The sequence below is a fragment of the Flaviramulus sp. BrNp1-15 genome, assembly GCF_022259695.1.
Taxonomy (GTDB): Bacteria; Bacteroidota; Bacteroidia; order Flavobacteriales; family Flavobacteriaceae; genus BrNp1-15.
This window is the reverse complement of sequence record NZ_CP092099.1, coordinates 2,467,531-2,483,758: the sequence shown is the minus strand read 5'-3', so window position 1 is coordinate 2,483,758 and position 16,228 is coordinate 2,467,531. Positions and strand designations below refer to the sequence as shown.

Sequence of the window (16,228 nt, the reverse complement as noted above, 5' to 3'; positions counted from 1 at the left end):
ATTATAAAGGTAGCTAATACCAATAATAAATTTTATCTCATTTAATAAGAAAACGTTCTCTATTTAATTTTAATTAAGCTTAGTAGTACTTATTAAAATTTTATCACCATTTAAATTAGTTGTGAAGAATAAGTATTTATCTCCACCATCCTTAATTCCGAATTTTTTACGAACCTGTTGCACTGTTTCAGGAAAGTTTCGTGTAGTGATATTAGCTCTTTTAAACCCGAGTTTTTTTAACTCTTTTTTGTTGTATTGAAAACTTTCTTCAATTAAGAAGCTTCTACCAGGGAAATTGATTAAATTTTTGCTTGTATATAAATGAGAATGTTTATGAAGTTTAAATACATGTAACTGTTTCGCTATTTCATTAAATGCACCAGCTTTTAAAATAGCCGAATTAGGTTCATATAAATAGGTAAGTGGTTCACTGTATTTTGATTCTGAGTTTTTTTCGTCTTTTAAAGTAAAAGAAAAATAGTCATTATGCTCTTTTTTTAGATTTACAGTTTCTATTTGTATGTCTTTATCAAATCCATGTTCTATAACCCAAAGTAACTCTTTTACTTCATTGTTTACAGCAACAATATGAATGGTTTTAACATGTTTTAATTCACCAATACCAATCGATATATCTAGTAGTGGCGATGTTTTAATCATGATGTTTTTAGAGTGATTAAACAGTAACTCTAAATGTTCTGGAACGTTGGGTAAACAGTCTTTTAAAAAAAAGACTTTACCTTTGCTTTCATGTCTTCTTGAAGGATCTATGTAAATCCAATTATATTGTTTTTTCGTAGTTTTTAAATATTCAATACCATCGGTGTTTATGGTGTTTATATTTTTAACATTAAATTGCTCGTAATTATGTGATACAATATTTGAAAGTGTTTCATTTATCTCACAATGCTCAACTGTTTTAAAGTGTTTTGAAAAATAATAACAATCTACACCAAAACCACCGGTTAAATCGATAATTGAATTTCCTTCAATTAAACTAGATTTATATTGAGCTGTAATTTCAGAAGATGTTTGTTCAATATTTAATTTGTTAGGAAAAAATATATTTTGGGTTGTAAACCATGTTTGCAATTTTTTTTCACAACGTTTTTTAGCTTCAATTTGCTCAATAATTTCGCTAGTTTCAACAGATGTAAAATTTGTTCCTTTTAAGAGAATGGAAGTAATATCAGAATTTAAATTATTATGAATAAACTCTTGAATTTCAATATTTAAAATAGCCTTATTCAAAACAAAACCTATAAGCCTTTAGTGAGTTTTTTTACAATTTTGTTTTCTGATAAAAAGGCTTTTAAAATCACTTTTATAGCAGTGTAAGCAGGTACAGCTATAATTAAACCTACAACACCAAATAAAATACCTGCAATTAAAATAACTAAGAAAATTTCTAAAGGGTGAGATTTTACACTTTTTGAAAAAATTATAGGCTGACTACCAAAATTATCTATAAGCTGCCCAATTATAAACACTACAAACACCCAAAATGTTTTTGGTAAAATAATATCGCTAAAGCTTTCACCTAAATTACTTGTCATGGTTAAAGTTAGCATTAAAAAAGCACCAATTAATGGTCCAACATAGGGAATTAGGTTTAGTAGAGCACATAAAAAAGCTATAACAATAGCATTTTCAACTCCAATAATTAGTAAACCAATAGTGTAAATTATAAACAGAATAAGTATTTGAAATATTAAACCAACAAAGTACCTAGAAAGTAAGTCTTTGATTTTAGTTGATGAAGTTTTCCAGCGAGATTCTTTATCGTCTGGAATAAATGTAAGCACACCGCTTTCAAATAAACGACTATCTTTTAAAAAGAAAAAAGATATAAACAACACAGAAAATAAACCAATACTAAAGCTTCCTAAGCCACTAATTATAGAGTTTAAAAAATCTGGAATTAGTGCAAAATCAATTTTAGATAACAAGTTTGATTCTTTTAAAGATTGCTCAACATCTATTTGATGTAAATCAAAATAAGTTATTATTTCGCTGTATAAATTTTCAACGTTGCTTTGTAATTCTTCAATATTTAAGAGTGATAAATTTTGACCTTGTTTTACAACTAAAGGAATAAACAATCCTACCAAACCACCAAAAACACTCAATAAAAGAACCATGGCTACTATTACTGCTAAGGTATTTTTAAATTTTAATTTGCGTTCTAAAAATAATACAATTGGTCTTCCTATTAATGAAATAACAGCTGCAACAGCAATATATACTATAACGGATTGTATTTTGTATAAAAAGTAAAGTACCAGAGCAACACCTAGAATTATGCCTACAGCTCTTAAAATTCCGTTTGATATAGTTTTAGAATTCAATTGATTGATTTTTGTGAAGTAAATCTAATCATTTCGAACGAAAGTGAGAAATCGCATAAAGGAAATAGACAATTATAAATTTTTTCAGTTATGTGATGTCTCAATCGTGCCTCATTTCGACATGACAACTTTACATCATTTGCTTTGTTATTTCGTATAACGCAATATTTGTTGCTTGTACAACATTCATACTACTATTTTGTCCAAACATTTCTATATGAATAATGTCATCAGAGTTTTTTAGAATTGTTTCTGATACTCCAAAATTTTCATCGCCAATAATTAATGCGATTGGTTTTTCTTTTGAAAAAATATGAGTATGAACAGGCTTGCTTTTTGAGGTAATTTCTAACGAAATGATTTGATAACCTTCACGCTTTAAATCTTGAACAACAGTAGAAGCTGATTCTTTAATTTCAAAATTCACGGTTTTTTCTGTTGCTCTAGATGTTTTTGTCATTTTTCTTCCCAGTGAAACATCGCCACAAAGTATAAGTTTTTCAATACCAAAAGTATCACAAATTCTAAATAAACTTCCAATATTAGGAGCGTTAGTAACGTTGTCGCAAACTAAAGTTATTGGGAAAGTACGTTTTGTAAAGTTGGTGTTATAGTGGGTGAGTTGCATTTCAGTATTCAGTCGCAGTATTCAGTATTCAGTTTGAGTGGTTTCATTTTTCTCGTAAAAGCATACAATAGTAAGGTTTTGTATATTCTCCCTTTTTTTAATTCTCAAAAGCATATTTAACAATATTGGCACCCATTTTAAGTGCTTTTTCTCTAACATCAGCAGGATCGTTGTGTACTTCGGGGTCTTCCCAACCATCACCTAAATCACTTTCATAGGTAAACAGTAGCACCAATCTATCTTCATTAAAAATTCCTAAAGCTTGAGGACGCTTACCATCATGCTCATGTATTTTTGGTAATCCATTAGAAAATTCAAAAGCAGAGTTAAAAATTTTATGGTTTGTAGGAAGCTCTATTAAATCCTTGTCTGGAAATACCTTTTTCAACTCTTTTGTTATATAGGGTTGCATGCCGTAATTGTCGTCAATATGCAAAAAACCACCAGAAATTAAGTAATTACGTAGGTTTTCGGCATCCGTTTCACTAAAAAACACATTGCCATGACCAGTCATGTGTAACATTGGGTATTGAAAAATATCTGGGCTACCAACTTCTACCGTTTCAGGTTTGGGGTTCATTTTAGTGTTTATATTTTCGTTACAGTAAGCAATTAGATTAGGTAAAGCTGTTGGATTGCCATACCAATCGCCACCACCTTTATACTTTAAAACTGCTAAATCTTGAGCTGTTAAAGTGAAAAGTGAAAAGCTAAAAGCTAAAAGTATGACTGCTTTTTTCATATTACTCATTTATAAAAGCAACAGAGTGACAAGCTACAATAGCTGCTGTTTCTGTTCGTAATCTGGTTTCTCCCAAAGTTACTGGAATAAATTTGTTTTGTAGTGCTTGCTCAATTTCTTTAACAGAAAAATCGCCTTCTGGTCCAATTAAAATAGTAACATTTGTGTTTTGCTTTAATTGTTTTTTTAAAGATTTTCTATCAGTTTCTTCACAATGCGCAATAAATAAATCTCCCGAAAAATCTTTATTAATGAAATCTTTAAAGGAAATAGCTTCATTTAATTTTGGTAAATAACAATTTAATGACTGTTTCATGGCCGATTGCAAAATGCGCTCAAAACGTTCAATTTTAATAACTTTACGTTCACTGTGATCGCAAATAATTGGGGTAATGGTATCGATGCCAATTTCGGTAGCTTTTTCTAAAAACCATTCGTAGCGATCGTTCATTTTTGTTGGAGCAACCGCTAAATGTAAATTGTATTGATGTTTAGGTTGATGGCTTTTAGAAACTATTTTTGCAGTACATTTATTAATATTTGGTAACGATATTTCGGCAGCAAATAACCAACCTTGACCATTTGTAATGTGAACGGTGTCTCCAATATTTTTACGTAAAACCTTAACTATATGCTTACTTTCTTCTTTAGGGAAAGTAATTTCGCTGGTGTTTTCGGTTATATCTGGATTATAAAAAAGTTGCATTAATTTCTAGCTTCAACAATTTTTAAAACTTCAATTTCTGAAATATTTTTAGGTTCATGCGTATTTAACACAATATAATACCATTTTTTTGATGGAACATCAATAGTATAAATATCGTTTAAATTATAATTTCCATTAAGAATTTTATTTTCAAAATCTGGATGCATTTCCCCTTTTGTAAACCAACCTAAATCACCACCTTTATTAGCATTTCTATCCATAGAATATTGTTTTGCTAAAAAGTCAAAAGGCACACCACCTTTATATTTTGAAATGATTCTATCTCTCAATGCATCTATATTAGCTTTATCATATTTATTTCCATCTAAATATATATAAGCTATTCTATAATAAGTTTTACTTGTTTTATTAATAACCTTATAAAAGGTCTTTTCAAATTCGTTTTCGTTGGTTTTAGTACCACCAACGCTAAGTTTAAAAAGTTCTTTAGCTAGTATGGTTTTATGCTTTTCTTCATTAAACTTAATGAGTTTATTTTTATTAGATTTTTTAGATTCTAAATAACTTTTAACTTGTTCTGGTGTTTCTATAATTTCAAGTTCTTTTTGAGTAGACGTTTGTGCTGTTGTTGCTAAAGAAGTAATAGTAATAAATAAAAGGATGAATAATTTTTTAAACATTATGTAGGTTTTTAAATTCAGTTTCAAATTTAAAAGTATTAATGTGCTATAAAGTAAACTTGAAATAAAGTTTTTAAGAAGGTATTGTTTATAACTTTGTAATGGTAACTATATCTTCAATCTCGCCGAAGCCACAATATCTTGTTCTGCAAAATTACCTTCCAGATATTTTAAATAACCAACAATAGCAATCATAGCAGCATTATCTGTGGTAAATTCAAATTTAGGCACATAAGTAGTCCAGCCAAATTTTTGTTCGCCATCTTTTAAAGCTTGTCGTATTCCAGAATTTGCAGAAACACCACCACCAATAGCAATATGTTTTATACCTGTTTGTTTTGATGCTAATTTTAATTTATCAACCAAAATACCAATTATGGTGTATTGTATTGATGCACAAATATCATTTAAGTTTTCTTCAATAAAATTAGGTTTAGCTTTTACTTCACGTTGAATAAAATATAAAACCGCAGTTTTTAAACCAGAAAAGCTAAAATTTAAGCCATCTACTTTGGGTTTGGTAAATTTAAACGCCTTAGGGTTTCCTAATTTAGCACGTTTATCAATTTCTGGTCCAGCAGGATAACCTAAACCTAAAATTTTACCACTTTTATCAAAAGCTTCACCTACAGCATCATCAATGGTTTCACCAATAACGGTCATGTCAAAATAATTATCAACTCTAACAATTTGAGTGTGTCCACCAGAAATGGTCATTGCGAGAAAAGGAAAAGGCGGTTTGTTAAAACCATCTTCGTCAATAAAATGAGCCAAAATATGACCTTGCATGTGGTTAACATCTATTAACGGAATGTTTAAACCATAAGCCAACGATTTTGCAAATGATGTACCAACCAAAAGACTTCCCATTAAACCAGGACCTCTAGTAAATGCAATAGCATGAAGTTCTTCTTTACTTACACCAGCTTTTTTAAGAGCTTGATGTACAACGGGTACTATATTTTGTTGGTGAGCTCTAGATGCTAATTCTGGTACAACACCACCAAATTCTTCATGTATTTTTTGGCTAGCTACAACATTGCTTAAAATGCGTCCGTTATGTATTACAGAAGCAGCTGTATCGTCGCAAGAAGACTCAATTCCTAGTATATAAATATTTTGTGAAGACATTAATAAAAATTAGGCATAATAATTGTTAATTTTGAAAACAAATAAACGTCTGTTGTCATCATTTATTCGTAAATGCAAATGTAGTTTATTCTTAATAAAATCATAACTTTAAAGTCTATCAAGAAATTTCTAAAAATACTGTATAAAGTAGTAGGAATTCTACTTATGTTATTCATCATTTTGGTGTTAGTGCTATCTATTCCTTTTGTTCAAACAGGATTAGGTAATTACGCAACTAATAAATTAAATGAAGAATTTGGTACAAATATTAATATTAATCGCGTTAGTCTGCAATTTAATGGCGATGTAGAGTTAAAAGAAATTTATATTGAAGATTACAAGAAAGATACACTTATTAGCATTAAAGAACTTAATACTTCAATTTTAAGTTTTAGGAATTTATATAATGGAAATCTGGTTTTTGGTGATATTGATATTGAAGAATTACTTTTTAATATTAAAACCTACGAAGGAGAAACCGAAACAAATTTGGACGTTTTTGTAAATAAATTTGAAGACGACAACCCAAGAAAAGAAAAAAGCAGTTTCTTATTATCGTCTAGCGATGTATCAATCTACAACAGCATTTTTAAGTTATCTGATGACAATAAAGAAACGTCAAAAGTACTTCACTTTGAAGATTTGAATATTAACGCTACTAATTTTTTAATAAATGGAAGCGATGTTAGTGCCAGAATAAATACGTTGGCATTTAAAGACAGCAGAGGCGTAGAAGTGAAAAATATGATGACCGATTTTATCTATACCTTAACGGATATGACTTTTGCCAACCTTCAAATAAAAACCCCAAAATCGGTTTTAAATGGCGATTTAAAATTTTTATACAAAAGAGAAGATTTACAATATTTTACAGATAAGGTACAGGTAAATGCTAGTTTTGAAAACTCTAATGTGTTTCTAAACGAACTTAATGCTTTTTATAATGAGTTTGGAGTTAATGAATCTACACAATTCAATGTAGATTTATCAGGTACTCTAAACGATTTGCAAGCCAGTAATTTAAGACTAAATACCAGTAGAAATACCAAAGTTTACGGCAATATTAATTTTAAAAACCTATTTAATAAAGAAGCCAATAATTTTTATATGAATGGTAACTTTAGCAATTTGTCGTCTACTTATAAAGATTTAACAGCATTGTTACCAAATGTTTTAGGCGAAGCTATACCAACATCTTTTGATAGGTTGGGTAAATTCACCATTGTTGGAAATTCTCAGGTAACTTCATCTAAAGTAATAGCAGATATTAAAATTAATACAGAATTAGGTTTAGTAGATTCTAATCTGGAAATAAATAAAATAAATGATATCGATAATGCCGATTATAAAGGAGAGGTGGTTTTTGATGAATTTGATTTTGGTACGTTTTTAAATGACCCTAAGGTTGGAAATGCGTCTTTAAATTTTGATGTAAATGGTAAGGGTTTCACAGCTGAAAATATTAATACACAAGTAAAGGGTGATGTTTTTGAAATAGTTTACAATGATTATAATTATAAAGGAACTAAAGTTGCTGGAACTATTAAAAACCGAATTTTTGATGGAAACCTTCTTGTAAATGACAGTAATCTTCAACTAAATTTTACTGGATTAGTAGATTTTTCTGAAGAAATAAAAAAATACGATTTTGAAGCTGTTGTAGACCATGCTAACTTAAACACCTTAAACTTTGTAAAAAAGGATAGTATTTCTATTTTTTCTAGTAAAGTTAAAATGAATATGAATAGCAGTAGTCTTGATGATGCTTATGGTAAAATAGCGTTTCAAAACACGGTATATAAAAATGAAAACGATACGTATTATTTTGATGAGTTTGATATATCCTCTAGGTTTGAGGACGATATTCGCTTTGTAGAATTTAGCTCGCCCGATATTGTTGAAGGTAATTTAAAAGGTCGATTTTTAATTAAAGATCTAAAAAAACTGTTCGAAAATTCTATTGGTCATATTTACACCAATTATATTCCGCATGAAGTAAAAATAGACCAGAGTATAGATTTTAACTTTAAAATTTATAACAAAATAGTAGAAGTTATTTACCCAGAATTAGAGCTTGGAAAAAACACATTTATCCGTGGACGGGTTGAAAGCGATGAAACAAAATTTAAACTAACTTTTAAATCGCCAAAAATTAAGTTATTAGATAATTTTGCCAACAATATTGAGTTGCAAGTAGATAATAGCAATCCATTATTTAATACTTATGTAGAAATTGATAGCTTAAACACAAAATATTACAATGTATCTCAATTTAACCTTATTAATGTAACGGTAAACGATACTTTGTTTATGCGTTCAGAATTTCATGGAGGAAGACGTAATAATGATAGTTATAACCTAAGTTTTTATCATACAATAAACGAAGAAAATGAATCTGTTGTAGGTTTTAAAAAATCTGATGTTACTATAAAAAACAATACATGGAATATTAATGAAAACGACGACAGATTTCATAAAATATCATTCAATAAAGAATTAACAAAGTTTGATATTGATAAGTTTAAAATCAATCATAATAATGAAGAAATAAGGCTCTCTGGGTTTTTAAGAGATTCTACTCAAAAGGACATCAAGCTTAATTTTAAAGATGTAGATTTAGCCAAAATAACACCAGATATTGATAGTTTATCCTTAGCAGGAAATGTAAATGGTAAATTAGATATTCTTCAAAAAAATGGAAGTTATCTTCCAAATTCAACTATTGTTATAGACGATTTAAAAGTTAACGACTATTTATTAGGTTCTTTTGATGCGAATATTACGGGTAACGAATCGCTTACAAATTATAAAGTAAATGCTACCATAAAAGATGACATATCAAAATCGTTTAGTGCAAAAGGAGACATATTTGTTGCGGGTAAACAATCAACTATAGATGTTTTATTAGATTTTAATAAGTTTAATTTATTTCCTCTAAACCCATTGTTAGATGGTGTTTTAAGTAATATAAGAGGTGATGTAACTGGTGGCTTAAAAGTTGTTGGCGACTTAAAACGACCAGATATTAATGGCAACTTAGCACTAGACAATGCAGGTTTAGGAATCCCTTATTTAAATGTAGATTATGCTTTTAATAATAACGCTTCGGTAACATTAAAAAATCAAAGTTTTATTTTTAATAATATAAAATTAACCGATACTAAATACAATTCTAAAGGACAGTTAAATGGTGCTTTAAGTCATGTTAATTTCTCAAAATGGGGATTAGATTTAGATATTTCTACACCTCGATTATTAATTTTAGACACGGAAGAAAAAGAAGAATCTTTGTATTATGGCACAGGATTTATAGGAGGAAGAGCAAGCCTAAGAGGACCAACTGAGCAATTGGTTATTAGTGTTGTAGGTGAAACTAAAGAAGGTACAGTATTTAAAGTTCCTTTAAGTGATGCCGAATCTTTTGGAGATAACTCGTACATCCATTTTATTACTAAAGAAGAAAAAGAAGCTAGAGAAAAAGGTGAAGAGATTGTTTTTAACGAAATAAAAGGACTAGAACTAGAGTTTGAATTAGATGTTACCGAAGACGCAGAAGTTGAAATTATTATAGACAAGGACACTGGACATTCTTTAAAAGGTAGTGGAGTAGGTGGTTTATTAGTAGAAATAAATACTAATGGAAAATTTAACATGTGGGGGGATTTTGCGGTTTTTGAAGGTGTTTATAATTTTGCTTATGGAGGAATCATTCAAAAAGAATTTACAGTACAACCAGGTGGTACCATTGCTTGGGAAGGAGATCCACTAACTGCAGAAATAAATATGTTAGCCATTTATAGAACGCAAGCTAACCCATCACCATTACTTGATAATCCTATAAATAGAAGTATTCCTGTGGAATTAAATATAGCTTTAACAGGTGATTTAGAACAACCTAAACCAGAGTTTACTTTTGAATTTCCAAATGTAAGTTCTACTATAAAATCAGAGCTTCAATATAGGTTAGAATCAGACGAGGATAAGCAGAACCAAGCATTATATTTAATATCTACAGGTTCATTTTCAAGAGGATTAAATGAAGTTAATTTTTCTGGTACAATTGCAGAACGTTTAAATGGTATTATAAACGGCATTTTTACAAATGGAGATAGCAAAGTTAATATTGGTTTAAATTATGAAGCGGGTCAAAACAGACCGGACTACCAAACAGATGATAGATTTGGTGTTACGCTTCAAACTCAAATTAGCGACCGTGTACTTATTAATGGTAAAGTAGGAGTTCCGGTAGGTGGTGCAACAGAAACTGTTATTGCTGGTGATGTAGAAATAGCTTTTCTATTAAATGAAGAAGGAACACTTACGGCAAAAGTATTCAATAGAGAGAACAGTATTCAGAATTTTGGTGAACAAATTGGGTATACTCAAGGTGTAGGACTTTCTTATAATGTAGATTTTGATACTTTTAAAGAGTTGCTTCAAAAGCTTTTTAAAAAGTCTGAGATTGAAGAACAAGAAATTACAGAAGAAACTACAGAAGAAGAAAATACAAGTGCTTTACCAGATTATATCTCAATTAAACCATCTTCTAAGAAATAAACGAAAAGCAGTTAATTTTTCGAAAAAAGTTTTTTTATTAACTAAAACGTTATAGTTTTAAATCTTGTATAAAATACTATAAATGCTATAGATATGTGCTATTTGTTTAGTAATTTTACCTTATAAATTTTAGAATTTAATGCCAAAAACAATAAAAAAATTAGCAGTTTTAACATCAGGAGGAGATGCTCCAGGAATGAATGCCGCCATTCGTTCAGTAGTTAGAACCTGTGCTTATCACAATGTAGAATGTGTAGGAGTGTATCGTGGTTATGAAGGCTTGATAGAAGGAGACTTCAAAGCTATGGATGCAAGAAGTGTAAGAGGAATAATAAATAAAGGCGGAACCATATTAAAATCTGCTCGCTCAAAAGAATTTAGAACTAAAGAAGGTAGACAAAAAGCTTTTGATGCATTAGCTAAAGCAGAGGTAGATGGTTTAGTAGTCATTGGAGGAGACGGGTCGTTTACTGGAGCACTTATATTTAATCAAGAATTTGGTTTTCCAGTAATGGGTATTCCAGGAACTATTGATAATGATATAGTAGGTACATCTAATACTCTAGGTTTTGATACAGCACTAAATACAGTTGTAGATGCGATAGATAAAATTCGTGATACGGCAAGTTCGCATAACAGATTATTCTTTATAGAAGTTATGGGGCGTGATGTTGGTCATATTGCACTAAACACAGGAATTGCAGGTGGAGCAGAAGAAATCTTAATACCAGAAGAAGATTTAGGTTTAGATAGACTTGTAGATTCTTTAAACCGAAGTAGAAAATCTGGAAAAACTTCAAGTATAGTTATTGTAGCTGAAGGTGATAAAATAGGTAAAAATATTTTCCAATTAAAGGATTATGTTGATGATAATATGGAAGGCTATGATGTAAGGGTTTCTGTGCTTGGTCACATGCAACGTGGTGGACCACCTTCGTGTTTTGATCGTGTTTTAGCGAGTAGAATGGGTGTAAAAGCTGTTGAGTCTTTATTAGAGGGTAAAACCAATTTTATGGTTGGATTACTGGATAGTAAAATGGAATTAACACCTTTGGATAATGCCATAAAAGGAAAAACAAAAATAAATTTAGAATTATTGCGTGTCTCAGATATCATGAGCACTTAACATTTATACACAAGAATATGTCAAAATTAAAAATTGGAATTAACGGATTTGGAAGAATTGGAAGAATTGCTTTTAGAGTAGCAGTTGCAAGACCAGATATCGAAATAGTAGGAATTAACGATTTATTAGATGTTGAACATTTAGCTTACTTATTAAAATACGATTCTGTTCATGGTCGTTTTAATGGTACAGTTGATATTAAAAACGGTAATTTAGTTGTTAACGGAAATGAAATTAGAGTTTCTGCAGAACGTAACCCTGAAGATTTAAAATGGGATGCTGTAGGAGCAGAAGTTGTTTTAGATTGTACAGGTATCTTTACTACATTAGATAAAGCTCAGGCTCATATTAAAGCAGGTGCTAAAAAAGTAGCTATTTCTGCACCATCAGCAGATGCACCAATGTTTGTTATGGGTGTAAATCACGATAAGATTACAGCTTCAGATACAATTGTATCTAACGCTTCATGTACTACAAACTGTTTAGCACCATTAGCTAAAGTAATTAACGATAAGTTTGGTATTGTAGAAGGTTTAATGACAACTGTTCACGCTACAACAGCAACTCAATTAACAGTTGATGGTCCTTCTAGAAAAGATTACAGAGGAGGTAGAAGTGCTTTGGCAAATATCATTCCTTCATCTACAGGTGCTGCAAAAGCTGTTGGTAAAGTAATTCCAGAATTAAACGGTAAATTAACAGGTATGGCATTTAGAGTACCAACTCCTGATGTATCTGTAGTAGACTTAACTGTAAGAATAGAGAAATCTGCTTCTTGGGATGAAGTTAAAGCGGCTTTAAAAAGTGCTTCTGAAAATGAATTAAAAGGTGTTTTAGGTTATACAGAAGAAGCTGTAGTATCTCAAGACTTCGTTTCAGAGCCAATGACTAGCGTTTTTGATGCTGGTGCAAGTATAGCTTTAAATGATAACTTCCTTAAGTTAGTATCTTGGTACGATAATGAGTTTGGTTATTCAACAAAATTAGTTGATTTAGCACAACACATTAGTAAAATATAATTTAAGTATATAATAATATTAAAAACTCCACAGATAGATTGTAAAATATAATACAAGTTTCTGTGGAGTTTTTTCATCTTTAATATCTCATGGTTTTAATTATTGATAGTGGTTCTACAAAATCCGATTGGATTGCTGTAGATAATAACGGAAATAAATTATTAGAAAAAATTCGCACTAAAGGGCTCAATCCAGCAATTCTTTCAGAAAAAAAATTAAGTAAAATAATTAAAAGCAGTGAGGATTTAAGTAATAATAGTGAAAGAGTAACACATGTGTTTTTTTACGGTGCAGGCTGTGGTACCGAAAAAGCAAGAGCGCTTTTACAAGGTGTTTTAGAGGATATTTTTATTAACGCTCAAATTGAAGTTAACGAAGATACTTTGGCAGCTGTATATTCTACTATTAATCATCCTAAAGAAGCTGCAGTGGTTTGTATTTTAGGAACAGGTTCTAACTGTAGTTATTATGATGGAGAAGTTTTACATCAACGTGTTAAATCACTTGGTTACACGCTTATGGATGATGCTTCAGGTAATTATTATGGTAAGCAACTTATACGAGATTACTATTATAACCATATGCCAGAAAATGTTAAAATAGCTTTTGGTAGTAAGTTTAACATGGATGCCGATTATATAAAGTATAATTTATACAAACAACCTAGTCCTAATGCATATTTAGCAAATTTTGCAGAGTTTATGTTTTTACATAAAGATTCAGAATATACTATAAACCTTATAAAAGATGGTATTAGATTATTTGCAAGAAATATGATTATGCAATTTAAAGAAGAACTTAAAACAGTTCCAGTACATTTTGCAGGCTCGATTGCTTATTTTGCTCAAAAAGAAATTGAAGAAGTAGCAGAAGAAATGGGCTTTAAGGTGGGTAATTTTATCCGTAGACCTATTGATGGATTAATACCATTTCACACAAAAGATTTATAATTAAAATTTTTTTTTATTAGTCTATCAGGTAAACATATTGCTTTTTATATTTCGAATAAAGACAATAAGGTTAATCTTGTAGAACGTATTTTTTCTGGAGAACTTTTAGAGCAGCTTTCAAATAAAAAAGGTGTTTTGTTTTCAGAAATTACACTTAATAAATTTATAGATGAGGAAACTCGTCATGGTCATTTTGATGTTGAAACAAAAACAAATAACAGTTTAAAAAATTCCTCAGAAGGTGAACGTAAACAAGCGTTGTTAAAACATCTTCTTTTACAAAACCCTGAATATATTGTTGTAGATAATATTTTTGGTAGCTTAGATTTAAAAGCTCAAAAAGATATAGAGAAAAAAATGCACCAATTAAGTTCAAAAGTATCTGTTATACAAATAACTAATAGAAAGACAGATATACTTCCTTTTATTACAAATACTTATAAATTAAAAGGTAAAACAATTGTAGATTATAATGAGGTAAATCAAATTCAAAATAAAACGACTAAAGTATTTGATTATAATCTACCTAAACCCATAAAAAAAAGTAAAGCACAGTATAAGACGTTAGTTGAGTTTAAAAATGTGACTATTTCTTATGGTGATAGAACTATTATAAAGGGTATTACATTTAAAATAAAATCTGGTGAGTTTTGCAAGTTAACCGGACCAAATGGTTCTGGAAAAAGTACTATTTTAAGTATGATTTATGGTGATAATCCTAAAGCATATGGTCAAAATATTATTTTATTTGATGTAAAAAAGGGTAGTGGAGAGAGTGTCTGGGATATTAAAAAGAAAATAGGTTATCTTTCATCTGATATGGTCAGAGGGTTTGCACGTTTAGATTCTATAGGAAATATGATTGTTTCTGGTTTTTTTGATTCTATTGGGTTATATAAAACACCAAGCCCGTTAGAAATAAGTGTTGCTCATCAATGGTTAAGAGTTTTAGGGATGTTCAATATTAGAAAACAAGCTTTTTCTTCTCTATCTAAAGGGCATCAACGTTTGGTCTTAATTGCCAGAGCAATGGTTAAACAACCCCATTTACTTATTTTAGATGAACCAACAAACGGACTTGATGATGAAGATGTTATATTATTTTCTGAACTTATGAATAAAATAGCAAAAGAAACAAACACTGCGATTCTTTATGTTTCTCACAGGAAAGAAGAAAATCTAAAACCAGATATCATTTACGAATTGACACCTAGTGATACTGGCTCCACAGGTGAACAAATTCAATATTATTAAAAGTTTAGTATAGGTTTTAAGAGTTGTAAACTCTATTTTCCTGTTCATTTACTCTAATAAAAGTTGTACGTTTAGTGAGTTCTTTTAATCTTGAAGCACCAACATAAGTACATGTACTTCGTATGCCGCCCAAAATGTCTTGTAGTGTGTTTTCTACTGAACCTTTATAAGGAACTTCCACAGTTTTACCTTCACTAGCTCTATACTCTGCTACACCGCCAACATGTTTGTTCATTGCGGTAGAAGAGCTCATACCATAGAATTTTCTGTAGGGTTTTCCATGTCTTTCAATAACTTCTCCACCACTTTCATCATGTCCAGCAAGCATACCACCAAGCATAACAAAATCTGCTCCGGCACCAAAGGCTTTTGCTATATCTCCTGGAATTGTGCAACCACCATCACTAATTATTTGTCCGCCTAAGCCATGTGCCGCATCTGCACATTCAATTATAGCTGAAAGCTGTGGATAACCAACACCAGTTTTTACTCGTGTTGTGCAAACAGAACCTGGGCCAATACCAACTTTTACAATATCTGCACCAGATAGCAATAATTCTTCAACCATTTCACCGGTTACTACATTACCAGCAATAATTACTTTGTCTTTATACAAATCTCTTGTACGTTTTACAAAATCAGCAAAATATTCTGAATAGCCATTAGCAACATCAATGCAAATAAATTTTATGGATGGGTTGATATTCAATATATTAGAAAGTTTTTCATAATCTTGTTTTCCAACCCCAGTACTTACAGCAATATGCGAAATTGCTTCTTCAGAGATACTTGATGAAAACAATTTCCAATCGTTTAAACTATAGTGTTTATGAATTGCTGTAAATAGTTTTTTATCAGATAAGGCTTTTGCCATTTCAAAAGTACCTACGGTATCCATATTAGCAGCCATTATTGGAATGCCAGACCAAGTATGAGGACTATGTAAAAATTTAAAATCACGCTCTAAATTTACTTCCGATCTACTCCTTAATGTAGAGCGTTTTGGGCGAATCATAACATCTTTAAAACCCAATTTTATATCATATTCTATTCGCATGTATCATTAATTATATCGGCTTTAAAAGTACAATTTTTTCAACTTTATAATCAGAAAAAATCAAATGAA

At 30.2% G+C, this 16,228-nt stretch carries 13 protein-coding genes; 5 read left to right on the top strand and 8 right to left on the bottom strand.

The features are described from left to right. Positions 1 to 69: 69 nt before the first annotated feature. From MBM09_RS10940 to tsaD, 7 genes are all read right to left on the bottom strand, one after another. The gene (locus MBM09_RS10940; RefSeq protein WP_238673766.1) at positions 70 to 1,251 is read right to left on the bottom strand and encodes a class I SAM-dependent methyltransferase; all 1,182 of its coding nucleotides are present in this window, start codon (positions 1,249 to 1,251) and stop codon (positions 70 to 72) included. 8 nt (positions 1,252 to 1,259) lie between these two features. Continuing rightward, positions 1,260 to 2,348 carry an AI-2E family transporter gene (locus MBM09_RS10935; protein ID WP_238673765.1) on the bottom strand — a complete coding sequence of 363 codons (1,089 nt, stop codon included), beginning with the start codon at positions 2,346 to 2,348 and terminating at the stop codon, positions 1,260 to 1,262. 130 nt (positions 2,349 to 2,478) lie between these two features. Then, a complete protein-coding gene (locus MBM09_RS10930) occupies positions 2,479 to 2,976 on the bottom strand; it encodes a TrmH family RNA methyltransferase (protein WP_238673764.1) in 498 nt (165 codons plus the stop codon). 97 nt (positions 2,977 to 3,073) lie between these two features. Further along, on the bottom strand, positions 3,074 to 3,718 hold the full coding sequence (locus tag MBM09_RS10925) for a DUF4159 domain-containing protein (protein ID WP_238673763.1): 645 nt from the start codon (positions 3,716 to 3,718) through the stop codon (positions 3,074 to 3,076). Position 3,719: 1 nt separating this feature from the next. Next, positions 3,720 to 4,424 (bottom strand): 16S rRNA (uracil(1498)-N(3))-methyltransferase, encoded by a 705-nt coding sequence (locus MBM09_RS10920; RefSeq protein WP_238673762.1) that lies wholly within the window; start codon positions 4,422 to 4,424, stop codon positions 3,720 to 3,722. Beyond that, positions 4,424 to 5,065, bottom strand: coding sequence for a peptidylprolyl isomerase (locus MBM09_RS10915; protein WP_238673761.1), 642 nt, complete (start codon positions 5,063 to 5,065; stop codon positions 4,424 to 4,426). The genes MBM09_RS10920 and MBM09_RS10915 overlap by 1 nt, the downstream gene beginning before the upstream one ends. 108 nt (positions 5,066 to 5,173) lie before the next feature. Further along, positions 5,174 to 6,196 (bottom strand): tRNA (adenosine(37)-N6)-threonylcarbamoyltransferase complex transferase subunit TsaD, encoded by a 1,023-nt coding sequence (tsaD, locus tag MBM09_RS10910; protein ID WP_238673760.1) that lies wholly within the window; start codon positions 6,194 to 6,196, stop codon positions 5,174 to 5,176. 165 nt (positions 6,197 to 6,361) lie between these two features. Between tsaD and MBM09_RS10905 the strand changes: the two genes are divergently transcribed. From MBM09_RS10905 to MBM09_RS10885, 5 genes are all read left to right on the top strand, one after another. Next, entirely contained in the window at positions 6,362 to 10,753 is a 4,392-nt protein-coding gene (locus MBM09_RS10905) for a translocation/assembly module TamB domain-containing protein (protein ID WP_238673759.1), read from the top strand. Between the two features lie 139 nt (positions 10,754 to 10,892). Further along, a complete protein-coding gene (gene pfkA, locus MBM09_RS10900) occupies positions 10,893 to 11,879 on the top strand; it encodes a 6-phosphofructokinase (protein WP_238673758.1) in 987 nt (328 codons plus the stop codon). A gap of 17 nt (positions 11,880 to 11,896) precedes the next feature. Further along, a complete protein-coding gene (gene gap / locus MBM09_RS10895; RefSeq protein ID WP_238673757.1) occupies positions 11,897 to 12,898 on the top strand; it encodes a type I glyceraldehyde-3-phosphate dehydrogenase in 1,002 nt (333 codons plus the stop codon). An 89-nt stretch (positions 12,899 to 12,987) separates the two neighbouring features. Further along, positions 12,988 to 13,848, top strand: a complete 861-nt coding sequence (locus MBM09_RS10890; protein ID WP_238673756.1) for an N-acetylglucosamine kinase — start codon at positions 12,988 to 12,990, stop codon at positions 13,846 to 13,848. A gap of 135 nt (positions 13,849 to 13,983) precedes the next feature. Further along, positions 13,984 to 15,102 carry an ABC transporter ATP-binding protein gene (locus MBM09_RS10885; protein WP_238673755.1) on the top strand — a complete coding sequence of 373 codons (1,119 nt, stop codon included), beginning with the start codon at positions 13,984 to 13,986 and terminating at the stop codon, positions 15,100 to 15,102. Positions 15,103 to 15,118: 16 nt separating this feature from the next. Here the strand turns inward: MBM09_RS10885 and MBM09_RS10880 are convergent, their stop codons facing one another. Then, a complete protein-coding gene (locus tag MBM09_RS10880; RefSeq protein ID WP_238673754.1) occupies positions 15,119 to 16,159 on the bottom strand; it encodes a GMP reductase in 1,041 nt (346 codons plus the stop codon). Between the last annotated feature and the right edge of the window lie 69 nt (positions 16,160 to 16,228).